At 62.7% G+C, this 26,270-nt stretch carries 23 protein-coding genes and 1 pseudogene; 15 read left to right on the forward strand and 9 right to left on the reverse strand.

Annotation, left to right across the window (positions count from 1 at the left end):
* Nucleotides 1-13 precede the first annotated feature (13 nt).
* The 5 genes from NKL04_RS22255 (at nt 14) to NKL04_RS22275 (ending at nt 7,097) form a co-directional block, all read left to right on the forward strand.
* Entirely contained in the window at nt 14-2,809 is a 2,796-nt protein-coding gene (locus NKL04_RS22255; protein WP_023703109.1) for a [protein-PII] uridylyltransferase, read from the forward strand.
* A 76-nt stretch (nt 2,810-2,885) separates the two neighbouring features.
* A complete protein-coding gene (gene murJ, locus NKL04_RS22260; RefSeq protein ID WP_023703110.1) occupies nt 2,886-4,493 on the forward strand; it encodes a murein biosynthesis integral membrane protein MurJ in 1,608 nt (535 codons plus the stop codon).
* Between the two features lie 173 nt (nt 4,494-4,666).
* The gene (gene trpS, locus NKL04_RS22265; protein ID WP_023738118.1) at nt 4,667-5,734 is read left to right on the forward strand and encodes a tryptophan--tRNA ligase; all 1,068 of its coding nucleotides are present in this window, start codon (nt 4,667-4,669) and stop codon (nt 5,732-5,734) included.
* Nucleotides 5,735-5,834: 100 nt separating this feature from the next.
* The gene (locus NKL04_RS22270; RefSeq protein WP_023672856.1) at nt 5,835-6,326 is read left to right on the forward strand and encodes a universal stress protein; all 492 of its coding nucleotides are present in this window, start codon (nt 5,835-5,837) and stop codon (nt 6,324-6,326) included.
* Between the two features lie 201 nt (nt 6,327-6,527).
* Nucleotides 6,528-7,097, forward strand: a complete 570-nt coding sequence (locus NKL04_RS22275; RefSeq protein ID WP_023685140.1) for a NifU family protein — start codon at nt 6,528-6,530, stop codon at nt 7,095-7,097.
* 182 nt (nt 7,098-7,279) lie between these two features.
* On the opposite strand, the gene NKL04_RS22280 is transcribed toward NKL04_RS22275, so the two are convergent.
* On the reverse strand, nt 7,280-7,897 hold the full coding sequence (locus NKL04_RS22280; protein ID WP_023692663.1) for a L,D-transpeptidase: 618 nt from the start codon (nt 7,895-7,897) through the stop codon (nt 7,280-7,282).
* A 238-nt stretch (nt 7,898-8,135) separates the two neighbouring features.
* Between NKL04_RS22280 and cueR the strand changes: the two genes are divergently transcribed.
* Nucleotides 8,136-8,555 carry a Cu(I)-responsive transcriptional regulator gene (cueR, locus tag NKL04_RS22285; protein WP_023703112.1) on the forward strand — a complete coding sequence of 140 codons (420 nt, stop codon included), beginning with the start codon at nt 8,136-8,138 and terminating at the stop codon, nt 8,553-8,555.
* A gap of 259 nt (nt 8,556-8,814) precedes the next feature.
* On the opposite strand, the gene NKL04_RS22290 is transcribed toward cueR, so the two are convergent.
* Complete coding sequence (locus NKL04_RS22290; protein ID WP_031209938.1) at nt 8,815-9,162, reverse strand: hypothetical protein; 348 nt, start codon at nt 9,160-9,162, stop codon at nt 8,815-8,817.
* Nucleotides 9,163-9,241: 79 nt separating this feature from the next.
* Here NKL04_RS22290 and NKL04_RS22295 point away from each other — a divergent pair, with 79 nt between their 5' ends.
* Nucleotides 9,242-10,195 (forward strand): IS1595 family transposase, encoded by a 954-nt coding sequence (locus NKL04_RS22295; protein ID WP_023703114.1) that lies wholly within the window; start codon nt 9,242-9,244, stop codon nt 10,193-10,195.
* A 97-nt stretch (nt 10,196-10,292) separates the two neighbouring features.
* Here the strand turns inward: NKL04_RS22295 and NKL04_RS22300 are convergent, their stop codons facing one another.
* A complete protein-coding gene (locus tag NKL04_RS22300; protein WP_023834374.1) occupies nt 10,293-10,913 on the reverse strand; it encodes a winged helix-turn-helix domain-containing protein in 621 nt (206 codons plus the stop codon).
* A 301-nt stretch (nt 10,914-11,214) separates the two neighbouring features.
* Between NKL04_RS22300 and NKL04_RS22305 the strand changes: the two genes are divergently transcribed.
* Nucleotides 11,215-11,397: a hypothetical protein gene (locus NKL04_RS22305; RefSeq protein ID WP_023703116.1), complete on the forward strand. Its 183-nt coding sequence runs from the start codon at nt 11,215-11,217 to the stop codon at nt 11,395-11,397.
* On the opposite strand, the gene NKL04_RS22310 is transcribed toward NKL04_RS22305, so the two are convergent.
* Nucleotides 11,394-12,122, reverse strand: coding sequence for a Rha family transcriptional regulator (locus NKL04_RS22310; protein WP_023703117.1), 729 nt, complete (start codon nt 12,120-12,122; stop codon nt 11,394-11,396). The genes NKL04_RS22305 and NKL04_RS22310 overlap by 4 nt on opposite strands.
* A 449-nt stretch (nt 12,123-12,571) precedes the next feature.
* Here NKL04_RS22310 and NKL04_RS22315 point away from each other — a divergent pair, with 449 nt between their 5' ends.
* Nucleotides 12,572-13,072 (forward strand): MmcB family DNA repair protein, encoded by a 501-nt coding sequence (locus tag NKL04_RS22315; protein ID WP_198029348.1) that lies wholly within the window; start codon nt 12,572-12,574, stop codon nt 13,070-13,072.
* A 72-nt stretch (nt 13,073-13,144) separates the two neighbouring features.
* Here NKL04_RS22315 and nhaA read toward each other — a convergent pair.
* Nucleotides 13,145-14,311, reverse strand: a pseudogene (nhaA, locus tag NKL04_RS22320) (Na+/H+ antiporter NhaA); the annotation flags it as partial.
* A 286-nt stretch (nt 14,312-14,597) separates the two neighbouring features.
* Between nhaA and NKL04_RS22325 the strand changes: the two are divergent.
* A complete protein-coding gene (locus NKL04_RS22325) occupies nt 14,598-15,788 on the forward strand; it encodes an integrase core domain-containing protein (protein WP_031209940.1) in 1,191 nt (396 codons plus the stop codon).
* 226 nt (nt 15,789-16,014) lie between these two features.
* Here NKL04_RS22325 and NKL04_RS22330 read toward each other — a convergent pair whose 3' ends face one another.
* The 4 genes from NKL04_RS22330 to NKL04_RS22345 all read right to left on the reverse strand — a co-directional run bounded on the left by NKL04_RS22330 (nt 16,015) and on the right by NKL04_RS22345 (nt 21,416).
* Entirely contained in the window at nt 16,015-16,578 is a 564-nt protein-coding gene (locus tag NKL04_RS22330; RefSeq protein ID WP_023672848.1) for an ActR/PrrA/RegA family redox response regulator transcription factor, read from the reverse strand.
* Between the two features lie 86 nt (nt 16,579-16,664).
* A complete protein-coding gene (locus NKL04_RS22335) occupies nt 16,665-17,990 on the reverse strand; it encodes an ActS/PrrB/RegB family redox-sensitive histidine kinase (protein ID WP_023703121.1) in 1,326 nt (441 codons plus the stop codon).
* A 32-nt stretch (nt 17,991-18,022) separates the two neighbouring features.
* Nucleotides 18,023-20,485 (reverse strand): ATP-dependent helicase HrpB, encoded by a 2,463-nt coding sequence (gene hrpB / locus NKL04_RS22340; RefSeq protein ID WP_352724403.1) that lies wholly within the window; start codon nt 20,483-20,485, stop codon nt 18,023-18,025.
* Between the two features lie 40 nt (nt 20,486-20,525).
* Nucleotides 20,526-21,416, reverse strand: coding sequence for a DMT family transporter (locus NKL04_RS22345; protein WP_023702319.1), 891 nt, complete (start codon nt 21,414-21,416; stop codon nt 20,526-20,528).
* Nucleotides 21,417-21,442: 26 nt separating this feature from the next.
* Here NKL04_RS22345 and NKL04_RS22350 point away from each other — a divergent pair, with 26 nt between their 5' ends.
* From NKL04_RS22350 to NKL04_RS22370, 5 genes are all read left to right on the forward strand, one after another.
* A complete protein-coding gene (locus NKL04_RS22350) occupies nt 21,443-22,141 on the forward strand; it encodes a PIG-L deacetylase family protein (protein WP_023715560.1) in 699 nt (232 codons plus the stop codon).
* A gap of 254 nt (nt 22,142-22,395) precedes the next feature.
* Nucleotides 22,396-23,727 carry an ABC transporter substrate-binding protein gene (locus NKL04_RS22355; protein WP_023684201.1) on the forward strand — a complete coding sequence of 444 codons (1,332 nt, stop codon included), beginning with the start codon at nt 22,396-22,398 and terminating at the stop codon, nt 23,725-23,727.
* 229 nt (nt 23,728-23,956) lie between these two features.
* On the forward strand, nt 23,957-24,904 hold the full coding sequence (locus NKL04_RS22360; protein WP_031198535.1) for a carbohydrate ABC transporter permease: 948 nt from the start codon (nt 23,957-23,959) through the stop codon (nt 24,902-24,904).
* A complete protein-coding gene (locus NKL04_RS22365; protein ID WP_023668775.1) occupies nt 24,901-25,851 on the forward strand; it encodes a carbohydrate ABC transporter permease in 951 nt (316 codons plus the stop codon). The genes NKL04_RS22360 and NKL04_RS22365 overlap by 4 nt, the downstream gene beginning before the upstream one ends.
* 214 nt (nt 25,852-26,065) lie before the next feature.
* Entirely contained in the window at nt 26,066-26,269 is a 204-nt protein-coding gene (locus tag NKL04_RS22370; RefSeq protein ID WP_023668776.1) for a hypothetical protein, read from the forward strand.
* Nucleotide 26,270 lies beyond the last annotated feature (1 nt).

Consider the following 26,270-nt stretch of genomic DNA (forward strand, 5'->3'; position numbering starts at 1 on the left):
CCACCGGCAATCCATGGCAAAAATCTCCCTCAAGCTCGACGCGCTGATCGACAGCGAGGCTTTGCGCCGCGACATGACGGCGCTGATCTCGGCGGCCAGCGGCGCCGAGCCCGGCGCGCGCGTCGGCGCGCTCCGGCTGCTGAAGGATCGGCTGACCGAGGGCCGCAAGGTTGCCGAGCGCATGCTGATGGACGATGGCAGCGGCACGGCATGCGCCGCCCGGCTGTCGCATCTGATGGACGAGATCATCCGCGCCCTCTACGAGTTCGCCGCGACCCACGTCTACCGGGTGAAAAGCCCCTCGACCGCAGAGCGCATGGCGGTCGTTGCCGTCGGCGGCTATGGCCGCGGCACGCTGGCGCCGGGCTCCGACATCGACCTGTTGTTCCTGCTGCCCTACAAGCAGACGCCGTGGGGCGAACAGATCGTCGAATATATGCTCTATATGCTGTGGGACCTCGGGTTGAAGGTTGGCCACGCCACCCGCAACATCGACGAGTGTCTCAGGCTGTCGCGCAGCGATATCACCATCCGCACCACGATCCTGGAAGCGCGGTTCCTGTGGGGCGAACAGAAGCTCTTCGACGAATTGCTCGCTCGCTTCGACCATGAAGTGGTGCGCACCACCGGACCGGAATATGTGCAGGCCAAGCTCGCCGAACGCGACGATCGCCATGCCAAGGCCGGCGAAAGCCGCTATCTGGTCGAGCCCAACGTCAAGGACGGCAAGGGAGGCCTGCGCGATTTGCAGACGCTGTTCTGGATCGCCAAATACTTCTATCGCGTGCGCACAGGCGAGGAACTGGTCGACAAGGCTGTGTTCACCGAGGCCGAATACCGGGAATTCCTCAAGGCCGAGGATTTCCTGTGGGCGGTGCGCTGCCACATGCATTTCCTCACCGGCAAGCCAGAGGAACGGCTGCATTTCGATATCCAGCGCGAGATCGCCGAACGGCTGGGCTACACCACGCATCCCGGTCTGTCGGCGGTCGAGCGCTTCATGAAGCACTACTTCCTCGTCGCCAAGGATGTCGGCGACCTCACCCGCATCTTCTGCGCCGCGCTCGAGGAAGAGCAGGCCAAGCATGTGCCCGGCTTCAACCGCATCTTCCTCACCTTCCAGCGCCGCAAGCGCAAGCTGGCAGGCACGTCGGACTTCATTGTCGACAATCACCGCATCAACGTCGCCGACGACAGCGTGTTCGAGCGCGACCCGGTCAATCTGCTCAGGCTGTTCTGGTTCGCCGACAAGCACGGGCTGGAGTTCCATCCCGATGCGCTGAAGCTGCTCACCCGCTCGCTCGGTCTGGTCAACAAGTCGCTGCGGCGCGACGAGGAGGCCAACCGGCTGTTCCTCGACATCCTGACCTCGGACCGCAATGCCGAGCTTAATTTGCGGCGCATGAACGAGGCCGGCCTGCTCGGCAGGCTGATCCCCGATTTCGGCAGAATAGTCGCCATGATGCAGTTCTCGATGTACCACCACTATACGGTGGACGAGCACCTGATCCGCTGCATCGGCGTCTTGGCCGAGATCGAGCGCGGCGACGGCGAAAAGGTGCATCCGCTCTCGCACACGCTGATGCCGGGGCTAGAGAAGAGCCGCGAGGCACTCTATGTCGCGGTGCTGCTGCACGACATCGCCAAGGGCCGGCCGGAGGATCACTCAGAGGCCGGCGCCCGGATCGCACGCCGCATCTGCCCGCATATGGGGCTGTCGGCGGCCGACACCGAGACCGTCGCCTGGCTGGTCGAGAACCATCTGGTGATGTCGATGACGGCGCAGACGCGCGACCTCAACGACCGCAAGACGATCGAGGATTTCGCCTCGATCGTGCAATCGGTCGAGCGGCTGAAAATGCTGTTGATCCTGACCGTCTGCGACATCAGGGGTGTCGGGCCGGGCGTGTGGAACGGCTGGAAGGGCCAGCTCCTGCGCACGCTCTACTACGAGACCGAACTGCTTTTGACCGGCGGCTTCTCGGAAGTGTCGCGCGCCAAGCGGACGGCGGCGGCGCGCGAGCGGCTGGCCGAGGCGCTGGCCGATTGGCCGGACAAGGCCCGCAAGCGCTATGTCGGCCTGCATTACGAGAACTATCTGCTGACGGTCGACCTCCCCGATCAGCTGCGCCATGCCGAATTCATTCGCGAAGCCGACGCGGCAGGCAAGAAGCTCGCCACCGTGGTCAGGACCCACCAATTCGAGGCGGTGACCGAGATCACCGTGCTGGCGCAGGATCATCCGCGCCTGCTTTCGGTCATTGCCGGCGCCTGTGCCGGCGCCGGCGGCAACATCGTCGACGCGCAGATCTTCACCACGTCCGACGGCCGCGCGCTGGACATCATCCTGATCTCACGGGAATTCGACCGCGACGAGGATGAGCGCCGTCGCGCCGAGCGCGTCGGCCGGCTGATCGAGGACGTGCTGTCGGGCAAGAGCTGGTTGCCGGAGATGATCGAGAAGCGCACCCGGCCGCGGCGCGGCGCCAAGGTGTTCAAGATTCCGCCGCGCGCCGAAATCCGCAACACGCTGTCGAACCGGTTTTCGGTGATCGAGGTCGAGGGACTGGACCGGCCTGGGCTGTTGTCGGAAATCACCAGTGCGTTGTCCGATCTCTCGCTCGACATCGCCTCGGCCCACATCACCACCTTCGGCGAGAAGGTGATCGACACTTTCTATGTCACCGACCTGACGGGGCAGAAGATCGACAATCCGGCGCGCACCGCCGCCATCCACACAAGGCTGATCGCGGCACTTGAAGGCGTTGTCCCGGAGCGCGGCGGCAAGGCCAAGGCGGCGGCCGAGTGACCATCACTTTGTCCCAATCACCCCCTTTGTCCCAATCATCCCCTTTGTCCCAACCATCCAGGCAATCTCCCCGCGCATGAGCCTCGTCAAGAAATTCGCCACGGTTGCGTCCGGCACGCTGATGAGCCGCGCCCTTGGCTTTGGCCGCGAAATGCTGATGGCTGCCGCACTCGGCACCGGGCCGGTGGCGGACGCCTTCAACGCCGCCTTTCAGTTTCCCAACACGTTTCGCCGGCTGTTTGCAGAAGGCGCCTTCAACGCCGCTTTCGTGCCGCTGTTTGCCAAGGAGATCGAGACCCACGGCACCGACGGCGCCAAGCGCTTTTCGGAGGAAGTGTTCGGCGTCCTGTTCACCGCACTTCTGGCGCTGACCATCGTCATGGAATTGGCGATGCCGCTGATCGTGCGCTATCTCGTGGCGCCGGGCTTTGCCGACACGCCGGGCAAATTCGAGACGACCGTCCTGCTGGCGACGATCATGTTCCCGTATCTCATCTGCATGTCGCTCGCAGCCATGATGGCCGGCATGCTGAATTCGCTGCGCCGCTATTTCGCGGCTGCCGTGGCGCCCGCATTCCTCAACATCATCCTGATCAGCGTGCTCGGCTACGCCTGGTACCACGGCATGGATGCCCGTGAGGTTGGTTTCAGCCTGTCCTGGGGCGTGCTGGCGGCGGGGCTGGTACAGCTTGCCATTGTCTGGGTGGCGGTGCGCAATGCCGGCATCGCCATCGGTTTTCGCCGGCCGAAGATGACGCCCAACGTCAAGCGCCTGCTGATCCTGGCGCTGCCGGCGGCGATCACCGGCGGCATCACCCAGATCAACCAGCTGATCGGCACGGCGATCGCGTCGGCGCAGGACAGCGCCGTGTCGTCGCTTGCTTACGCCGACCGCATCTACCAGCTGCCGCTCGGCGTCGTCGGCGTCGCGGTGGCCATCGTGCTGTTGCCGGAGCTGTCGCGGGCGCTGAAATCGGGCAATCTGGTCGAGGCAGCCAATCTGCAGAACCGCTCGGTCGAGTTCACCCTGTTCATGACCTTGCCGGCGGCGGCGGCCCTTTGGGTAATGGCGGAGCCGATCGTGCGGCTGGTCTATGAGCGCGGCGCCTTCGCCGCCAACGGCTCGACGCCGACCGTGGCCGCGATCCTGGCGATCTTTGGCCTCGGCCTGCCGGCCTTCGTGCTGATCAAGGCCTTCACTCCCGGCTATTTCGCCCGCGAGGATACGCGCACGCCGATGATGTTCGCCGCCATTTCGGTCGGCGTGAACGTGATCACGGCACTGACGCTGTTCCCGAGCATGGGCGCGCCCGGCATTGCGGTGGCCTCGGCCGTGGCCGGCTGGGTCAACGCTGTGATGCTGCTTGCCGTGCTGATCCGACGTGGCCATTGGGGCCGCGACGCGCCGCTGCTGAAGCGCATTCCGCGCCTGGTGCTGTCGGCTGCGGTGATGGCGACAGCACTCTATTTCGCCGAGCACTGGCTGGCCGTCAGGCTCGGCCCCGGCTCCCCACTGGTGATCAAGGCCGTGACGCTTCTCTCATTGGTGGCCGGCGGGGCGCTGCTCTACTTCGTCACGGCTTTCGCCACCGGCGGCGCCGATTTCGGAATGATCCGGCGCAATGTGAAACGCGGCTCGGGCAAGGCAGCGGCGCCAGCGCCAAACGCCGATCTGGACGAATAGTCCGGGCGAGCTAACAGCAACACCGGTCTTGATCCTCTCCGCCCCTTCGTCCATAAGCGCGCCGTCGCAAGACTTTCGCCGCGCGTGGTTTCCAGCCGCGTGATTGGCTCCGAAAGGTCTGCAACTTTTCGGAAACACGCTTAATACGGCCCTCCACAAGCCATGAGGAACCCATGACCGCCTTCAAACAGCTCGTCTTTTCCGGGGTACAGCCGACCGGCAATCTGCATCTCGGCAACTATCTCGGCGCCATCAAGAAATTCGTTGCGCTTCAGGACACGTCAGACTGCATCTATTGCGTCGTCGACCTGCATTCGCTGACGGCACAACTCGTCCATGATGACCTCGCAGACCAGACCCGCTCGATCACCGCCGCCTTCCTCGCCTCGGGCATCGACCCGAAGAAGCACATCGTCTTCAACCAGTCGCGGGTGATGCAGCATGCCGAGCTTGCCTGGATCTTCAATTGCGTGGCGCGCATCGGCTGGATGAACAAGATGACGCAGTTCAAGGACAAGGCCGGCAAGGACCGCGAGAACGCCTCGCTGGGCCTGCTTGCCTATCCCTCGCTGATGGCCGCCGACATCCTGCTCTACCGCGCCACCCATGTGCCGGTGGGCGAGGACCAAAAGCAGCATCTGGAGCTGACCCGCGACATCGCGCAAAAGTTCAATAATGATTTTTCGAGCCGCATCGCCAGTCTTGGCGTCGGCGTCGAGATGCAGGTTGGCGAAGAGACGGTAAACGGGTTCTTCCCGATAACCGAACCGGTGATCGGCGGGCCGGCGGCGCGCATCATGAGCCTGCGCGACGGTTCGAAGAAAATGTCGAAGTCGGACCCGTCCGACCTGTCGCGCATCAATTTGACCGACGATGCCGACACCATCTCGAAGAAGATCCGCAAGGCCAAGACCGACCCGGAAGCGTTGCCAAGCGAAGCCGACGGCCTGGAAAGCCGCCCGGAAGCGGAAAACCTGGTCGGCATCTATGCCGGGCTGGCCGAGATGTCGAAGGCGGACGTGCTGAAGGAATTCGGCGGCCAGCAGTTTTCCGTGTTCAAGCCGGCGCTCGCCGACCTTGCCGTGGAAAAACTGGCGCCGATCGCCGGCGAGATGCGCCGTATCGAGGGAGACCGCGCCTATGTCGACGCGGTGCTGAGAGACGGCGGCGAACGCGCCGGCGCGCTGGCTGGGACCACCATGAAGACGGTACGCGACATTATCGGCCTGTTGCAGGGCTGATCCTACCGTCAGTGCACCGCACCATTCTGGCCCAAGGCCGGCGGCTTGCCGCCGGTCTGTCGCGGTGGCAGATTGCGGCCGAAACATCGAGTAGATAGACATGGTCTCCAAACGCCTCAGTCGCGAAGCCGGCCATCGCAGGAAATTCCTGACGATCATCGACGACACGCCCGAGTGCGAGCGCGCCGTCGCCTACGCCTCCAAGCGGGCGCAGAGCACCAGCGGCACGCTGGTGCTGCTCTACATCATCACACCGGACGACTTTCAGCACTGGCTGGGCGTCGAGAAGATCATGCGCGAGGAAGCCAACGCCACGGCGCGCGCGGCACTCGACGGCTACGCCAACAAGGTGCGCCAGAAGCTCGGCATCGAGCCCGAGATGGTGGTGCGCGAAGGCAAGCCGACCGAAGAGATCCACAAGCTGATCGAGGAAGACCAGGACATCGCCATCCTGGTGCTGGCGGCAGGTGCCGGCAAGGAAGGACCCGGGCCGCTGGTCGGGGCTGTTGCCGGCAAGGGCGCCGCCTTCCCTATTCCCGTCACGGTGGTGCCGCAGAACCTTTCCGACGAGGAGATTGACAGCCTCGCGTAGAGAGTGATGCGGGAAAGTGTGAAGCGGTTCGGATAACATCACGATCCTGGATTTATAGCCCGCGCGGGATTCCTTCCCAGCCAGCAAAAACATTCCGCCAGCCAGCCATTTTGAGCGATGCGTTTCGCTTGAATGTACAGCCGATTGAGCCTATTTAGAACTATTCCAAACTAGCTGCCCGACTGGGGCACGGAGACGGCCATGTTCATCCAGACCGAATCGACGCCGAACCCGGCAACGCTGAAGTTCCTGCCCGGCAAGGAAGTGCTTGTCGAAGGCACCGCCGATTTCCGCGACGCCGACAGTGCAGCCAGCGCCTCGCCGCTGGCCGGCCGCCTGTTCGAGATCCCCGGCGTGACCGGCGTCTTCTTCGGCTATGACTTCATCACCGTGACCAAGGACGGCCCGGACTGGCAGCACCTGAAGCCGGCGATCCTGGGCGCCATCATGGAGCATTTCATGTCGGGCGCGCCCGTCATGGTCAACGCCGGCCCCGCCGCCGAGACCAGCCAGACCGGCGAATTCTACGACAAGGCCGATGAGCAACTGGTCATCACCATCAAGGAATTGCTCGACACCAGGGTGCGCCCGGCGGTTGCCCAGGATGGCGGCGACATCACCTTCCGCGGCTTCGAGAACGGCACCGTGTTCCTGCACATGAAGGGCGCCTGCGCCGGCTGCCCGTCCTCGACGGCGACGCTGAAGCACGGCATCCAGAACCTGCTCCGCCACTTCGTGCCGGAAGTACAGCAGGTCGAGCAGGTCTCCTAAGACCCCTTCACGCATTCGAGCGAGCAACAAAAAACCGGGCCAGATTGCCCGGTTTTCTGTTTTGGACGTCCGTTGTTGCCTAGACGGTCCGCGTACGAAGGGTAACGCCTACTTTGACCATGATCTTCCCGAAAACCGGTTCCACTTTTCGCTTTCGTGGACCTCGGTTCCGGATCATGGTCCTACATCACGATGACCTTGGCGCCGACCGACGTGCGGTCGTAGAGGTCGATGATGTCCTGGTTCATCAGCCGGATGCAGCCTGACGACATCGCCTTGCCGATCGAATTCCATTCCGGACTGCCGTGCAGGCGGTAGCCCATATCACCGCCCTTGTTGAACAGATACATGGCGCGCGCGCCGAGCGGGTTCTTCAGGCCCGGCTCCATGCCGCTCGCGAACTTCGCTAGCTCCGGCTGGCGCTGGATCATCTGCCGCGGCGGCGTCCAGGTAGGCCATTCGCGCTTCAGCGCGATATGGGCGGTGCCGTGCCATTCAAAGCCTTCGCGGCCGACGCCGATCCCGTAGCGGATCGCCCGGCCGTCGCCTTCGACGAAGTAGAGAAACTTGTTCTGGGTATCGACGACAATGGTGCCCGGCTTTTCCGAGGTGTCGTAGTTTACCTCTTGCCGGTGGTACTTCAGCGGCACCCTCTCGATCGGGATGCGCGGCAGTTGGTAGCCTGCATCGTTCACCGAACCGTAGTTGTTGGTGAACAGCTGCGAGCCGATCGTGCTGCAACCCGAGATCGCGGCCGACAACGCAAGTGCGGCGACGATTGCAAATGACTTCATGCGCATGAAATGGTCCGATGCCCCGCCAAGATGTCGCGACACGTTACGGCCGCTTTTCCTGAAATCATTCATGCTGGCATTTGCTTTGCTTGCCAAGCGCGCGATGCCTATATGCAGGAGCTTACGTGCCGGTAAGCCGTCAACTATGGCATTTCGGCAACAGGACTCACGGGATTGTGAAGGAAAAACAATGGTCGGTCCTGTCGGATAGCCTAGAATCAGGGAACCACATCGAGGAATCACAATGAATGTAGGCGACGCCGCGGCGCGGTCCGGCCTGCCGGCCAAGACCATCCGCTACTATGAAGAGATCGGCCTGATCGCCCCGGCGCGCGCCGGCAATGGCTATCGCGATTATTCCAGCGACGACATTCATCGGCTGGCCTTCCTGCGCCGCGCTCGCAACCTCGGCTTTTCAATCGACGATTGCCGCCAGTTGATGGCGCTCTACCGCGATCGCAGCCGCGCCAGCCACGATGTGCGCGAGATTGCCGCCGCCCATGTGAGCGCCATCGAGGAAAAGGTGCGCGAGCTGCAGTCGATGCGCACGACCTTGCAGACGCTGATCCAGGCCTGCCATGGTGACGACCGGCCGGATTGCCCGATTTTGGATGACATTGCGGGGGCTGCGCTGCTCGAGAACAGGCCGGCTTCGGCCATATAGGTAGTATCTCGACTGACTAAAATACGGGAACGTCCAAGGGACAAGAACGGAACCAAAGCGGTTACATCAGACCTTTGCGTTCCCGGCGCAAGACTTTAGTCCGGCCGCCTTATAGCTAAGAACGGAAGTTGATCGGCGGACGCAGGGGCGTTCCGGAGCAATACCAGACCGCGCCGATACAGATATGGTGCGATCGCGGAAGGCGCTCGGATCAAGTCGTAGCCTCAGTTCTGTCAACCGTATAATTGCCGCCATTCCCCTACGGCTGGGTAGCGCTCGTGAGCAGTGGGTCATCTAGCTCTGCCTTTGTCTTCAGGACGGCATCAACGAGGGAACCGAACTCCTCGACGCTGAATGTGTAACTATCCTGGACCGCTCCCATATGGCTGAGGCGGAAGCGTACGAATTTCCGGTTTTCGGCTGGGATGCGCTTCACCAGAAACATGAATGAATAGGGACCCGCGATCGCTGAGTACCGGCGCAACTCTTCGGTCGCGGGGAAAAGCCGGTTGATGAATCCCAAAAACCCCATGGTGTCTCCCCTCGTGCCAAGGACCGTGCTTCTTATCATTGCGAGAGAAAATTCGCCTATGGGTTTGTCAACCATACGATCTCCATGGTCACAGGCGATTATCCGGTTGACAAACCCAAGGTGATTACGTGGGGTAAGGGCATAGGAGATTTCCATGTCCGTTCTGTCCCGCCCCGAGTTCCACGACGAAGCCAAGGCTTTCGAGCATGTGGAAGGCATCTTGTGGCCGAATGGTCCGGTTTGCCCCAAGTGCGGCTCTGTTGATCGCCACTACGCATTGAAGGGCGTTCGCACCAAGCCGTCCAAGAAGAACCCCAATGGTGTCGAGCGTCACGGCCTGTACAAGTGCAGCGCTTGCCGCTCGCAGTTCACCGTCCGTATGGGTTCGATCTTTGAGGAAAGCCATATGTCGCTCACCAAGTGGCTTCAGGCTATCCACCTTATGTGTGCCTCTAAGAAGGGCATCAGCGCTCACCAGATGCACCGCATACTCGAATGCAAGTATGAGACCGCTTGGTTCCTGTGCCACCGCATTCGCCTTGCAATGGCATCTGGCGACTTCTCCCCGCTTGGCGGCAACGGCAAGACCGTAGAAGTTGACGAGACCTACATTGGCCGTCTCGCTAACGCTCCCGTCAAACGTGGCGGTGGCGCTCACAAGAACACGGTCGTTACGCTGGTAGAGCGTGGTGGCCGCGCCCGTTCCTTCCACGTCGATACGGCCCGCATGGGCAACGTCATGCCAATCGTTCGCGCCAACATCGCTCGCGAGAGCGCATTGATGAGCGACGAAAGCGGCATCTATCGCCGTGCCAGCCAGGATTTCGCCTCGCACGATGTCGTCACGCATTCCAAGGACGAGTACGTGCGCTACGAAGGCGAGAAGACCATCCACACGAACACCGTGGAAGGCTTCTATTCGATTTTCAAGCGCGGCATGAAAGGCGTCTATCAGCATTGCGGCGAACACCATCTGCACCGCTACCTCGCTGAATTCGACTTCCGCTACAGCAACCGCATTGCCATGGGTGTTGATGACGGCACCCGCACTTTCATCGCGTTGAAGGGTGCCGCTGGTAAGCGCCTCACCTATCATAGACCTGCTTGACGAGAAGCGGACGCATTTCCGGAAGGCGGTGCAACTCGAATTGCCCTACTGGCGATATGCGAGGCACACGAAGCCGGGGCGATGAACCCCGGCTTTGCTATGAGAGCAAGTCCAGATATTGGTCGGCTTCGTCTTTTGGCATTGCCCGAAGTTCTTCCTCGGTCATGCCGGCTGCCTTAAGCTTGGCAAGCTGGTCTAAGGAAAGCATGCGGCTATCACCGAGGAATTCCTCGTCCGATAGGAGTGGCCGTGCAACTACCTCACCCTTCTCGACAGGAACGCCCTTCTTGAAACTCCTGTTGGGATACCATTCTTTGAGACCCCAAGTTCCGCGGTCAACCTTCACGAGATCGCCAACATCATTAGCGCGGCGTGTAAGGACCGAACCAATGGTGTTGACGGCATCTTTGGAGTTCATTGCGAGGCCGCCACGCTTGAATGCGGCAGCAATGTCGGGATTGCGCAAAGGTTGACGCTTGGCCGCCAGCAACTTTTTAGCAGCGTCGACAATGGACATTCCCAAGAAGGCCCCCGGCGAATCAATGTCCGAATTTTGCCCCGTGGGGGCGACCGAAGCCGCCGTCAAATAAGAGCCGGATGGGGTTCCGCCACGGATCGCTTCGATGGCGCTAATGGCTTGTTCTATTTGAGCCTTCTTGGCCCGGAGATCATTAAGCACAACCTCGTACGGGTCAGTGGCCATTGATTCCACAGACATTTTTGTTGCTCCCAGAGCTTAGTGGTGCTATACGGGAAGCCGTCGATACTGACTGCGAAGCAGCCGACTGGCGGCTTTCAGTGGGACATCAGGGGTCGTGGACCCCCTCCTGCTATTCTGACCGTCATCTTCTTTGCAACCTCCTCGTCTCTTGGCCTACCGGGCTGGGTTGAGGTTAAAGGGCTGTGTGGGGCCACACGAACCCCACACAGCCCTTATCGCATGAGTCGCTGGAATAAACAAGCAGCGCTAGGGTTGGCCGCTACGAAACCCACTCAAAACTCAAGCAGGACATCCTGTGATGGAATCCAAGCAGCCGAAGTCGCAAGTCGAGAAGTTCCGGGAAGCCGCCGGCGAACTGAAAACCGATCAGTCAGACGCCGCCTTTGAAGCCGTGGTGAACAAGATCGCCCACGCACCGAAGCTCACCAATGAGCAGATAAAAGAACTGGTGCGCCGGAAGCGAGAGGAAGCCAAGGACTAGGCCCCAATGCGCCGTGTGGTTTGAATCGGCGCATCGATCAGCGCCTTATAGCCAGTTGCGACGTGTTTGACGACTGCGACTTGGTCATCGGGGTTTGAGATTTTCCTCGCTTCAAGTTGAAGGGTAACCGCACCTTCAACCTGGATGACCATGTTTAGCTGGTCGGTGGATAGATGGTCGCGGACATTGCACTTACCGGGGAGCTTCCATTTCGTCCGCAGTTGGGCTGCCGTCCCGCCGAACATGATTTTGTAAATCGCATCGGTGTTATTCGAATAGTGGAACCACTCCGTCGCACCATGCTCCTTGTAGGAATCGGTTGCGGCAATTCGGATAGTTTTGCTTCGGCCCCGAGTTTCAGCGCGTTCGATGCTACGGCGGAGAAGCTCCGCCTCCATCATATTGAACGCTTGGATATAGCGCTCTTTCCAGCGCATTGCCCTAGGGCCGGTAAAGCCCATAACTAGCAACGAGAACCCATCCCGCGTCATGCGGAACATAGGCTGAAGGCGGCCACGATTATCCTCGTATTCAATCGGCTCAAAGTTGAGCCGATAAAATTCCTCTGAGCATTCAATGCCTTCGACATCGCGAAGGACATTTTTGTGTAATTTGCCGAACCGTTCCGCCACGGCCAAAGAGTCAACAAACAAGCGCTCGTCGGTGAAGTTCAACAACTTCATCGCATCGAACATCGTCAACTGTTGCTCACCAGAATCAACCATCGCGGTGCCCCCGTTGCCCAAGGCGGCAACATTAGCACAGGTGGCTCTATTCCCCTACGGCTGGGTAGCTTTCGGAAATTGCGCACGGTATGTTTCGCGTTCCATAGATTCTTTGAGGCGCTCCGTGCCACTTCCGATGTTTCTTTTTGCTGCAACGCCAGTCATGATATTTATATATTTCAGTCTTTTAGATATCAGAACAAATAGGTGGAAAAAGACCGATAGAAAACCTCTGCTATACGTCTATATAGCACTTCATATCGCCGTAATTATTGGAATAATTGTATCCTTTTTTGAGTTATATATTAAAGATTGATAGCAGGGCCTGAATTGTCCCCTGCGCCGGCCTGTCAGGCATATAATCCTATTTCACTTTGGGTTTGTCAACCGGGTAATCGCCTGGTCACACAGGGTTCAAACCGTGAACAAAATCTGGCATGGTGGCTGCCATGCCGATCATCTCCTCGATTCTCCTCAATCCCCTGATCGATGGCCGCCAGTCGGAACGCGCCATGCTGGTGCGGCGTGGCGTGCAGCGGCTGTTGATGCAAATGGGCATGCATGTGCTGCCCGAACTGTCGCTGGCCACCGGGCGGCGCGCCGACCTTGTGGCGCTGACCAGGCAGGGCGACATCTGGATCATCGAGATCAAATCCTCGATCGAGGATTTTCGCGTCGACCGCAAATGGCCTGATTACCGGCTGCACTCCGACCGCTTCTTCTTCGCCACGCATCCCGGCGTGCCCTCGGATATTTTTCCGGAGGAATGCGGCTTCATCCTGTCCGACGGCTACGGCGCCGAGATTTTGCGCGAGGCGCCCGAGCACCGCATGGCCGCAGCAACGCGCAAGGCGCTGATGCTGCGCATTGCACGGGCGGGTGCGGCGCGGCTGCTGGCGGCGGAGCTGGCGGGTGTGGCGGTGCCGGCGCTGGCGGGGGAGAGCGAGTAGACGAAGCTCAAGTTCCTCGCCCCACGAAGTGGGGAGAGGAACCAAAGAACACCTACTCCACCTCTTCCTCCGCCCTGCCGCCGGCGCCATCAGCAGCACGGCGGCACCCAGCAGCGCTGCAACGAAGGACCCCGCCAGGATGCCGACCTTGACGGCGTCCTGCAGCGCCATGTCGTTGGCGAAGGCAAGCAGGCCGATGAACAGGCTCATGGTGAAGCCGATGCCGCAGAGCAGCGAAATGCCGATCATGTGCAGCCAGCCGGCATTGACCGGCAGGTCGGCGAAGCCGAGCCGGATGGCAAGCGCGGACGAGCCGAAGACGCCGACCAGCTTGCCCAGCACCAGGCCAGCGGCAACGCCGAGCGTCAGCGGCTCGACCAGGACTGCGGCGCTGAGGCCGGCCAGCGACACGCCGGCATTGGCAAAGCCGAAGATCGGGATGACGAAGAAGGGCACGATCTTGTGCAGGCCGTGCTCCAACCGGTGCAGCGGCGAATGGTCGAGATCGTGCCCGCTGCCGGGAGAAGTTTTCAGCGGAATGGTGAGCGCCAGCGCCACGCCGGCCAGCGTCGCATGCACACCCGATTTCAGCACGAGCACCCACAGCACGGCGCCGAGCACGAGGTAAGGCGTCAGCCTCGTCACCCGCATGCGGTTGAGCACGATGAGCACCGCGATGACGGCGAAGGCCGCACCGAGATAGGCCAGCGACAGGCCGCTTGTGTAGAAGATGGCGATGATGATGACGGCGCCGAGATCGTCGATGATGGCGAGCGCGGTGAGAAATATCTTGAGCGACGCCGGCACGCGGTTGCCGAGCAGCGACAGTACGCCGAGCGCAAAGGCGATATCGGTGGCGGTCGGGATCGCCCAGCCGGAGAGCGCGGCGGCGTTGTTGCGGTTGATGGCGACATAGACCAGCGCGGGAACCAGCATGCCGCCGGCGGCGGCGACGCCCGGCAGCACGCGGCGCGGCCAGGTCGAGAGCTGACCGTCGAGCATCTCGCGCTTGATCTCGAGGCCGACCAGCAGGAAGAACACCGCCATCAGCCCATCATTGATCCAGTGCGACACGCTGAGCGGGCCGAGATAGGCGTGGAGAGCGGCGAAATAGGTTTCGGCCAATGGTGAATTGGCGACGATCAGCGCAAGGGCTGCCGCAACCATCAGGATGATGCCGCCCGCCGCCTCGCCATCGAGGAATTCGCGAAGGATGGATTTCGGCTGCTTGTCGCGCATCTGTGCTCCGTTGCCGGGTTTCCGGCGGCGTTATTGCCGATGATGGGCAAAGGTCGATGGCACGGCAAGCGCAACTGTTTCCAGCGTTGGCGCCGCCCCTCATTGTCCTGCCGGACGTTCGTCATTCGAAAAGCCAAGCAGTTGGCTTTTCGTCCGCTTCGCGGACCATTCCTCAACTCCCCACATAGCGACGGGGAGAAAGAGGCAGTGTCCGAACCGGATAGATAGGTAACAGAATGGACCGATAGCATGGGTGACAGTTTTCTTGTCGGCCGGAGGACCGGCGATGGTTTGGCGAGAGACTGGCATCATGGACGAGCGGCTACGGTTTGTTGTGGAGTGTCTTTCTGGGGATGAGACGATGGTTGCGCTTTGTGCGGCCTACGGGATCTCACGCAAGAACGGCTACAAATGGCTAGGACGCTATCGGACGTTTGGGCCTGAGGGTTTGCACGACCTGCCGCGAGCCCCGCTCAATCATGGCCGGGCGACAGCTCAGGATCTGGTTGAGCGGATTGTGGCGGCCAAGGAGCTGCATCCGCTTTGGGGTCCAAAGAAGATCGTGGCACGGCTCAGGCGCACGGCTCCCGAGTTCATGTGGCATTCAGCCTCGACGGTCGGCGCGATCCTTGCGCGGCATGGGCTTGTCCGCGCCCGCAAGCGACCCCGCCTGCGGGCCTGCGGCAATGGACCTTGGCCACAGCCGCAAGAACCGAACGCGGTGTGGACTGGCGATCACAAGGGCTGGTTCCGGACCCGCGACGGCTGGCGTTGCGAACCCTTGACGGTGATGGATGCGTCGAGCCGCTATCTTCTGGCGCTCGAAGCGACGGGGTCGACGGCCGATAGCGAAGCCTGGCCGGTGTTCGAACGGCTGTTTGAAGAGCATGGCCTGCCGGATCGCTTCAGAAGCGACAATGGCCCGCCCTTCGCATCGGCCGGCGTCACCGGGCTGACGCCGCTTGTCGTGCGCTTCATCAAGCTCGGCATCACCTTGGAGCGGATCGCACCCGGCAGGCCACAGCAGAACGGACGTCACGAGCGCTTTCACCTGACCATGCTGCCGATGGCCGAGGCACCGGAAGCCGACCGAACGGCACAGGGCCAGGCCTTCGAGACCTTCCGCCACAGCTACAATGAGGAACGTCCCCATGAGGCGCTGGGCATGGATACGCCCGCCCAGCACTACCGGTCCTCACAGCGCGCCATGCCCAGGACACCACCCGAGCCCGTCTATCCGGCCGAGGCCTCGGTCCGCCGCGTGCGCCACAATGGCGAGATCCGATGGAATGGCGGCTTCATATATGTCTCGCAAGCGCTGGCGGGCGAACCGGTCGCTGCGTTGGAGACCGAAGACGGACAATGGACACTCTCATTCCATGCCCACCCGCTCGGCATCATCGACACACGGCACATGAAGCTTGTCCGCCGCAGCGCCGCGCCAACCAATCCGCTTGGCGCTGCGGCGGACGCATAGGGGGAGAGAAGTGTCACCTATGTATCCGGTTCAAAGTGTTACCCATCTATCGACTGGACAGCAGCTTCAGCCTCGCCGTCGTCTCCTGCAACGCCGGCGATTGGCGAAACCGGCGATGAGAGCGCCCCTCTCCCCCGTCTCTATACGGGGAGAGGATGCCGGCAGGCAGGTGAGGGGCAGCGCTGAGGTTCGGCAATTGGCGGCCGGCGCCGCCGGCGCGTGAACCTCAGCGTGGTGCGCGCTTGGCGAGTATCCGCTGCAGCGTGCGGCGATGCATGTTGAGCCGGCGCGCGGTTTCCGACACGTTGCGGTCGCACATTTCGTAGACGCGCTGGATGTGTTCCCAGCGCACCCGGTCGGCCGACATCGGGTTTTCCGGCGGTGCGGCGCGTTCGCCGGCGGTGCGGGTGAGCGCTGCAAACACGTCGTCGGCGTCAGCCGGCTTCGACAGATAGTCGATGGCGCCGAGCTTCACCGCGGTCACCGCGGTGGCGATGTTGCCGTAGCCGGTGAGGATGACGGTGCGGGCATCGTCGCGCTTCTCGCGGATGGCGGCGACGACGTCGAGGCCGTTGCCGTCGCCGAGCCGCATGTCGACCACCGCATAGGCCGGCGGGTGGGCGCGCGCCTTGGCCACTGCCTCCTCGACGCTCTCGGCCGTCTCGACCACGAAACCCCTGGTTTCCATGGCGCGGGCCAGCCGCGTCAGGAACGGCTTGTCGTCGTCAACGATGAGCAGCGAGGTGTCCTCGCCTTCGACCATTGCGCCAATTGCTTCTTCGCCAGTCATTATCTTAAAAAATCCTGCTGCCTTAATTTTACGCAGATATAGTTCCTGAACGCCATTGTCCAATTTTGCCGCCTCCGCCAAGGCTTTTACGCGGTGTCGAACATCGAGATCCCCACCGATTCCGGGTTAAGGAAGACGGTGCGGGGCCACGATATCTGCACGATGGCGCCCTCGCCCAGCCCGCTCGAATTGCGGAAATCGAGCGTGGCGCCGGAGCGTTCGAGCAAGGTCTTGGCGATGAACAGCCCGAGGCCCAGGCCACCGCCGGCTTCGTTGCCCTGGCGCGTCGACATATAGGGCTCGCCGATGCGGTCGATGATTTCGGGGGGAAAGCCCGGCCCGTCATCGATGATCGAGAAGGTGACGTCGAGTTCGTCCCAACTCCATCGCACCGTCACACTGTTGCGGGCGAAGTCGACGGCGTTCTCGACGAGATTGCCGAGGCCGTAGATGACCCCGGGGTTGCGTCGTCCCACCGGTTCGGGGCCGACGCGCTCGCCCGGCCGAAGCTTGATCGAGATGCCGAAATCGCGGTGCGGCGCCGTCACCTCCTCGACCAGCGAGGTCAGCGGCAGACGGGACAGATGCGCCTCGCCCTCGGAGGACAGGCTGGTCAGCCGCTTCAGGATCTCGCGGCAGCGCTCGCTCTGCGACCGCAACAGCTTCACATCCTCACCATATTTAAGATCGTTGCCCAGCGCCTTCTCCATTTCCTTGGAGACAAGGGCGATGGTGGCGAGCGGCGTGCCGAGCTCGTGCGCGGCGGCGGCGGCGAGCCCATCCAGCGCCGACAGATGCTGTTCGCGTTGCAACACCAGTTCGGTGGCGGCAAGCGCATTGGCGAGCAGGCGGGCTTCCTCGGCGACGCGGAAGGCATAGATGGCGGTGAAGGCGATCGAGGAAAACACCGCCATCCATATGCCGGCGACATAGATGAATGGCATGGGCAGCGGCGCGCCCTCATACCATGGCAGCGGCTGGTGGAAGAAGACCAGCAACGTGGCCGCCGCCATGACCAGCGCGCCGAGCACCGCAGTTAGCCGCAGCGGCAGCGACGCCGCCGAGATGACGACGGGCACGGTCATCAGCACCGAGAACGGGTTGGTGAGGCCGCCGGTCAAATAGAGCAGGCCGGCAAGCTGCAGGCTGTCGAAGGTTAGGATGAAAAAGGCTGAGAACGGGGTCAGCCGGTGCGCTGCCGGATAGCGGAAGGTCAGCACCAGGTTGAGCCAGGCCGAGCAGGCGACCAGCGCGAAGCAGAGGCTGACCGGCAGCGGGAATTTGAGCCCATAGGCGACGACCAGCACCGCCAGGCTCTGGCCGACGATGGCCAGCCAGCGCAGCCGGATCAGCGTGTTGAGGCGCAGCCGCTGGCTTTGCTGGAAGTCTGGCGCGTGCACGATGTTGATCATGGCCAAGGATTATAGCCGGGAAAGGACGAGCGCTAGGTCCCTCGCGGTTTGGCGCGGGCGGTGGCCGCAGCGAGCAGCGGATTTTCCGGCCAGACATGGCGGGGATAGCGGCCGCGCATGTCGGTGCGCACATCGGCCCAGGAGCCGCGCCAGAAGCCGGGCAGGTCGCGCGTCGTCTGGATCGGCCGGTGCGCCGGCGACAACAGCTCGAGCGTCAGCGGCACGGTGCCGTTGGCGATTGCCGGATGGCGGTCAAGGCCGAACAGTTCCTGCACGCGGATGGCCAGCACCGGCCATTCGCCGTCATAGCGGATCGGCACATGGCTGCCGGAGGGCGCGTCGAAATGGGTCGGCGCCAGTGTGCCGATCTTGCGCTGCAATTCGTGCGGCACCAGCGCCATCAGGCCTGACGACAGCACGCCGGGATCGATGGCGGCGAAGGATGCCTTGCCCGACAGGAACGGCAGCAGCCAGTCGTCGAGGCGTTCGAGCAGGGCGGCTTCCGAAACATCGGGCCAGGGCGCGCCGAGGCCGCGATGCAGCCAGCCAAGCCGTTGGCGCAGCGTCTCGCCGTCCTTGCCCCATTCCAGCAGCGACAGGCCGTGCTCGCACAAGGCATCCAGGATGGCGCGGTCGGCGTCTGTTCCAGTTGGTGCGGGCAGCATGCGCTCCGACAAAGTGATGGCGCCGAGCCTGGCGGTCTCGCGCACGCGCACCGCGCGCCGCTCGCGGTCGAAACTCGTCTCGCGGCGAATCTCGATCCTGTCGGCGAGAGCGGCACGGATGTCGGTCTCGTGGACCGAGGCCGCGGCGGTTATACGGGCGTTTTGCGCCTTGCCCTGCAGGTCGGCGACGACCAGCCAGGTCTCACCGGCCAGCGGATCGGCGGCGTCGAGCATGGCGCCGGAGCCGTTGGCGAGCACGAAACGGCCACGCTCGCCGCGCGCCCTGGCGACGCGGTCCGGCCAGGCGTGGATGAGCAAAAGACCGGCAGAAGCGGCTTCGCTGCTCTTGGCGCCGCCCGCCTGCTTCGCCAATCGCCCGGCAAGCTGCCTTGCCGCAACGGCGCGCGGTGACTTTTCGGTGCGGAAGCGCATCAAGCGCCGTTCGAGGTCGGCGCCGTCGCCGCCGAGACCACGCTCGGTGAGCAGGACGGCTAGCATCGCAGCCTCGAGCGCGTGGCCGCCGCCAGCGGCTTCAGCGACCATGTGTGCGAGCCGCACGGGCAGGGCCAGCTTGCGCATCGCGCCGCCCGCCTCCGTCAGCCGGCCAGCCGCATCGATGGCGTGCAGCGCCAGGAGCAGGGCCCGCGCCTCGTTGAGCGCGGGAATGGGCGGCGGATCGAGGAAGGACAGGCTTGCGGGATCGGCGACGCCGAAGGCGGCGCAATCGAGCAGTAGGCCGGACAGGTCGGCTTCCAGAATCTCGGGTGGGGTGAAGGCGGGAAGGGCCGCCGTCTGCTCGGCCCGCCAGAGGCGGATGGCGACGCCTGGCTGTGTACGCCCGGCGCGGCCGGCGCGCTGGTCGGCGGACGCCCTGGAAACGCGCACCGTCTCCAGCCGGGTCAGGCCGCTCGCCGGTTCGTAGCGCGGCAGCCGCGACAGGCCGGAATCGATGACGACGCGCACGCCGTCGATGGTGATCGAGGTCTCGGCGATCGACGTCGCCAGCACCACCTTGCGGGGGCCGGGCGGCGCCGGTTTGATGGCGGCATCCTGCGCCCTGTTGTCGAGCTGGCCGTAGAGCGGCACGATGTCGGTGTCGGCGCCGAGCCGGCCCTGCAGCCGCTCGGCGGTGCGCTCGATCTCGCGCTGTCCCGGCAGGAAGGCGAGCACGCTGCCGCTCTCGCCGGCAAGAGCGGAGCGGATCGCCTTGGCCATGGCGTCTTCGATGGGAACGCCGGCTGGCCGCTCGTCGTATCTGACATCTACGGGGAACGCACGGCCTTGGCTTTCGATCACCGGGGCGCCGGACAGGAGTTTCGCGACGCGCGCGCCATCGAGCGTTGCCGACATCGCCAGCAGCCGCAAATCCGGCCGCAGCGCGCCCTGCACGTCGAGCGCCAGCGCCAGGCCGAAATCGCCGTCGAGCGAGCGCTCGTGGAATTCGTCGAAAATCACCGCCGAGACGCCGGGCAGCTCGGGATCGTCTAGGATCATGCGCGCCAGGACGCCTTCGGTGACGACCAGGATTTTTGTCCGGGCCGATGTGCGGTTTTCCATGCGCATGGCATAGCCGACAGTGGCGCCAGGCTCTTCATCAAGCAATTCGGCCATGCGGCGGGCGGCGGCGCGGGCGGCGAGCCGGCGCGGTTCGAGCAGGACGATCTTGCCGGCGACCAGCCAGGGCGCATCGAGCAGCGCCAGCGGCACCAGCGTCGTCTTGCCGGCGCCGGGCGGCGCCACCAGAACGGCGCTGTTGCCGGAGCCGAGCGCCTCGCGCAGGGCCGGCAGCACGGCGGATACCGGAAGCTCCGGCAAGGATCTCGTCGTCATTGCGTCCGCATATCAGCGGTCACCACAACCGTGCAACGGCTCAAAGCCTCGTGCGCGCAAACGGGTTCCAGCGCACCGTGCCCAGCCGCACCTCCTCGCGCACCATGGTGAGCAGGCCGGACGCGCCGACGACGGCCAAGCCGACCAGCGATATCCAGTCCGGATACTCCTGGAAGAACAACGCACCGAGGATCACCGCCCAGACGATCTGCGAATAATGCGTCGGCGCGATGCGGTTGGCCGGTGCGTATTTGGCGGCCAGCAGCTGCAGCAATTGGCCGCCGGCGGTAAAGGCGCCGCCCAGCACCAGCCACAGCAGCTGCATGGCGTTGGGGAGGGTGAACGATGTGGCGATGGTGCCGGCCCCGTTGAACAGCAGCCCGTAACCGATGAGCACGCCGAGCATGGTGGTGCGCTTTTCCTGCTGGGCGAGCGACCGCATCAGGATGACGCTGGCCGCGGCAAGGAAGGCCACCGTGAAGGCGGCAAGGTGTCCGAGATGCAACTCGCCAAAACCTGGCCGCACCACCAGCATGACACCTGCAAAGCCGGCAACCACCGCCAGCCAGCGCCATGGACCGACCTTTTCTTTCAGGATGACGGTCGAGAGAATGGTAACGCAAAGCGGCGCCAGGAAGATCAGTGCATAGGTCTCGGCCAGCGGAATGGTGGTGAAGGCGTAGACGCTGAGCACGCCCGAGGCGATCCCGGCCCAGGCGCGGGCCTGCACCGCCCATGGCCGCCCGGTGCGCCAGAAGTCGCGCCAGCGCTCATCGACTGGGCGGCTGAAAAACAGGAAGCAGCCGGCAAACAGCGTGATGAAGAAGCCGATCTCGAAGACGGTGAACTGTCCGCCAAGGCTCTTGATAACGGCATCGCTGCACGAATAGCTTGCATAGGCGATGAGGGCGAGCAGGATTCCGTTCGTCACGTTTTTCCATTTCCGGGGAGAGTGCAGTGAAGGTATTGGCGCTCGGCGCGCATCCCGACGACATCGAGATATTCATGTTCGGTACGCTGGCTGCCTATGCCACGCAAGGCGCAGAACTGACTTTTGCCGTGGCCACGGATGGCGCCAGGGGCGGCATGGGCGACCCGAGCGTTTTGGCTCGTGTCCGCCGCGACGAGGCGGCGGCCGCTGCGGCGTTGCTCGGCGCAACCCTTCGCTTTCTCGACTTTCCCGACGGCGAACTGGTGGCCGATGCGGCACTGATCGCTTCGCTGAAAGCGCTGATACGCGAGACCGCGGCGGATCTGGTGATCACGCATGCCCCCAACGACTATCACGCCGACCATCGTGCTTTGTCGGACGGCGTGCGCATCGCGGCCTCGTTCGGCGTCCCCGTGCTGCATGCCGACACGATGGGCGGCACCGGCTTTGCGCCGACGCATTACGTCGACATTTCCGCCTACGGCGATATCAAGACGCAGGCGATCCGAGCGCACCAGTCGCAGTGGCCGGAGCAATATGTCGACAGAGCGCGCGTCCAGAATGAGTTTCGCGCCGGGCAATGCAACAGCGTTCCCGGCTCCCTGGCCGAGGCCTTCCGATTCGAGCCGACATTTCCCTTCGCCGACATCCGCGCGCTGCTGCCGCCCGCGCCCCCTGTTCGGCCGGTGACGCCGCAGACGAAAATTATAGGCGACCCCGGCTAAGCAACTTCCGGGCGAGCCGTCCGGCAATCATTTCCCAACGATTTCAATCGCCGTTTCGCCATGTTGCGGCGCAGCGACGAATTCGCTTGCCTTGTTTAGTAAAAATTGCATCACTAAACAAATTACTAAACATCTGCGGCGCACCGCGCCGCCCTGGCGACGCATAGCGCGCCGTGTTTAGCCCCTCGGAGGAGCGAGGGTTGAGGGGTTCTTGAAACGGCCATCCGGGCGCGTTTCGCAAATGGGAGGAAGGCATGAAATCGAGCTTGAAACTGGCGTTGGGGCTGGCCTCGGCGATTACCGCGTCGACAGCCGTCTCGAACGCGGCGCACGCTGAAGACCTGACGCTTTGCTGGGCCGCCTGGGATCCGGCAAACGCGCTGGTCGAACTGTCCAAGGATTTTACCAAGGAAACCGGCATCGGCATGAAATTCGAATTCGTGCCGTGGACCAACTATGCCGACCGCTTCCTCAACGAGCTCAACTCGCACGGCAAACTTTGCGACCTGATCATCGGCGACAGCCAGTGGATCGGCGGCTCGGCCGAGAACGGCCACTACGTCAAGCTGAACGACTTCTTCGACAAGGAGAAGATCAGCATGGACGACTTCGTGCCGGCAACCGTCGTCGGCTATTCCGAATGGCCGAAGAACACGCCGAACTACTGGGCGCTGCCGGCCATGGGCGACGTCGTCGGCTGGACCTACCGCAAGGACTGGTTCTCCAAGCCGGAACTGCAGAAGGAATTCAAGGAAAAGTATGGTTGGGACCTCGGCCCACCGACCACCTTCGACCAGCTGAAGCAGGTCGCCGAGTTCTTCCAGAAGCGCGAGATCGACGGCAAGACCGTCTATGGCGCTTCGATCTACACCGAGCGTGGCTCGGAAGGCATCACCATGGGCGCCATGGACGTGCTCTACAGCTACGGCTTCCAGTATGAAAACCCCAAGAAGCCCTACGAGATGGAAGGCTTCGTCAATTCGCCAGACGCGGTCAAAGGCCTGGAGTTCTACAAGTCGCTCTACGATTGCTGCACGCCTCCGGGTGCCTCGAACAGCTATATGGGCGAAGGCGTCGACGCCTTCAAATCCGGTCAGGTGGCCATGCACATGAACTTCGCCTTCACCTGGCCCGGCCTGCAGAAGGACGAGAATGTCGGCGGTGATAAGATCGGCTACTTCGTCAATCCGAAGGGTCCCGGCGGTGCCCAGTTTGCGCAGCTTGGCGGCCAGGGCATTTCGGTCGTGTCCTATTCAGACAAGCAGGAATCGGCGCTGAAATACATCAAGTGGTTCGCCAACAAGGATGTACAGGCCAAATGGTGGTCGCTCGGCGGCTATTCCTGCCTGAACGCGGTGGTCAAGGACCCGGCCTTCCCGTCCAGCCAGCCCTATGCACAGACCTTCCTCGACTCGATGGCGATCGTGAAGGACTTCTGGGCCGAGCCGAGCTACGCACCGCTGCTGCAGGCGTCGCAGAAGCGCTTCCACGACTATGTCGTTGCCGGCCAGGGTTCGGCCAAGGACGCGCTTGACGGCCTGGTCAAGGACTGGACGCAAGTGTTCCAGGACGACGGCAAGATGTAACCGGACCAACGGCTCCTCCCGAGCCTGACCCCAGAGGCGGATGATTTTCAGGCCGAATCGATCAGAAATCATCCGCCTCAGGGCTAAAAAGAGAGAGAGCATGATGTCGTCCGAAAACCGCTTCACACTTTTCGGCATCATGCTCTTGGTCCCGTGCTGCCCTTGGCACGGGACGCAGTTCAGATAAATTCCAGTGTCGAGACTTGACGTGACCGAAGCAGGACTCACCATGCTCAATCGGACTGCGGAGAACGTTGCCCGGGCGACCCCGGAGCCGTTGGCCCGCAAGGTCCGGGGGATCAGCGACAAGGGCCTCGCCTGGCTGTTCATCTCGCCGACGATCCTGTTGCTCTTGGCCATCAACATCTTCCCGCTGTTCTGGGCGATCTACCTGTCCTTCACCAACTTCCGCGCGAACCGCCCGAACGAGGTGGTGAAAAACCTCGGCTTCGCCAATTACCAGCGCATCCTCGGCGACCAGGACATCTGGATCGCCATGCAGACGACGGCGCATTTCGTGTTCTGGACGATCCTGCTGCAGACGCTGATCGGTTTCACGCTGGCATGGCTGATCGACAGGAAGTTTCGCGGCCACGCCTTCTGGACGACCATCATCCTGGTGCCGATGATGCTGTCGCCGGCGGTGGTCGGCAATTTCTGGCGTTTCCTCTACGAGCCGCAGATCGGCCTGTTCGCCTACGCCATCTCGTTCGTCACCCGGATACCACCGACCGACATCCAGATGCTGTCCAACGTGTCGCTGGCGCCGTGGTCGATCATCATCGTCGACACCTGGATGTGGACGCCCTATGTTATGCTGATCTGTCTCGCCGGCCTGCGCTCCATCCCCGAATACATCTATGAAGCCGCCGAGGTCGACCGCGCGTCCAACTGGCGGCAGTTCTGGTCGATCACGCTGCCGATGGCGCTGCCCTTCATCATGCTGGCGGTGCTGTTTCGCGGCATCGAGAACTTCAAGATGTTCGACATGGTCAACCTGCTGACCGGTGGCGGGCCGGGCTCGACCACCGAGGTCGCCTCGATCACGCTGAAGCGGCAGGCCTTCGAGAGCTGGCGCACCGGATATTCCTCGGCCTTCGCCATCATCCTGTTCGTCGCGGTGTTTGGGCTGGCCAACATCTACGTCAAGGCGCTGAACAAGGTGAAGCAGAGATGAGCCTGACCACCGCCCACTCCGTCGTCGCCCCCTCGGCCAATTCGAAGCGGATCGCCGGCACGATCATCGTGCTCTACGCGCTGATCTCGATCGTGCCGTTGCTGTGGATCTTCGCCACCAGCTTCAAGACGCCGCCGGATTCGATCGCCTATCCGCCCAAGATTCTGTTCCAGCCGAGCATCGAGGGCTATTGCAACCTGTTCACGACGCGCACCAGGCAAACGGCCGAGTATATCAACTCGCTCGGACCCGCGACCGGTTTCTGCGACGAGACCTCGCGCAAGCGCAACATGGTGATTGCCGGCCCGTCCAACTTCCTGCCGCGCTTCGTCAACTCACTGATCATCGCCTTCGGTTCCACCTTCTGCGCCGTATTCCTCGGCACGCTTTCGGCCTACGGTTTCTCGCGCTTCAAGGTGCCGCTGGCCGATGACCTTCTGTTCTTCATCCTGTCGACGCGCTTCATGCCACCGATCGCGGTCGCGATTCCCATCTACCTGATGTACCGCGAGCTCGGCCTGTCCGACACCGCGCTCGGCATGATCCTGCTCTACACCGCGGTCAACGTGTCGCTCGCGGTGTGGCTGCTGAAAGGCTTCATCGACGAGATCCCGCGCGAGTATGAAGAAGCGGCGATGATCGACGGCTATACCAGGCTGCAGGCCTTCTGGCGCACCGTGCTGCCGCAAGCGACTACCGGCATCGCCGCGACCGCCATCTTCTGCCTGATCTTCGCCTGGAACGAATATGCGTTCGCCGCACTCCTGACCTCCGGCACCGCGCAGACCGCGCCGCCCTTCATCCCGACCATCATCGGCGAAGGCGGCCAGGACTGGCCGGCGGTGGCGGCCGGCACGACCATCTTCCTGGTGCCGATCCTGGTCTTCACCATCCTGCTTCGCAAACAATTGCTGCGCGGCATCACTTTTGGGGCGGTGCGCAAATGATTGGTGTGCCAGGTCGACCCCCACTCCGTCGAGCTTCGCTCGACACCTCTCCCCCGATCGACGGGGTAGAGGAAGGACGCGAACTTCATTCAGCCAGGCTCCCTTCCTCTCCCTCCGGAGGGGGGAGAGGTGGCGCTGCGAAGCAGCGACGGAGTGGGGGAACCACCTGGCAACCGTCTCGCCCCGTTGCCGGGCAGAAGGAAGGAAGCTGCGCATGACGCGCCCAGCCATCTCCAAAAAGTCATCCTGGCCTCGCTGGGCCCGGCGCGGCCTGATGGAAAACATCGCCACGACGCTGATCGCCATTGGATTCCTGATGCTGTTCCAGCCCTTCGCGCTGGCGCTCTACACCTACTCCTTCATCACCATGCTCGCCGGCACGGTGATGTTCATCATCGTCTCGAAGTTCCCGGAATAAT

This window comes from Mesorhizobium sp. C264A, assembly GCF_040324515.1.
In the GTDB taxonomy this organism is placed as follows: Bacteria; Pseudomonadota; Alphaproteobacteria; order Rhizobiales; family Rhizobiaceae; genus Mesorhizobium.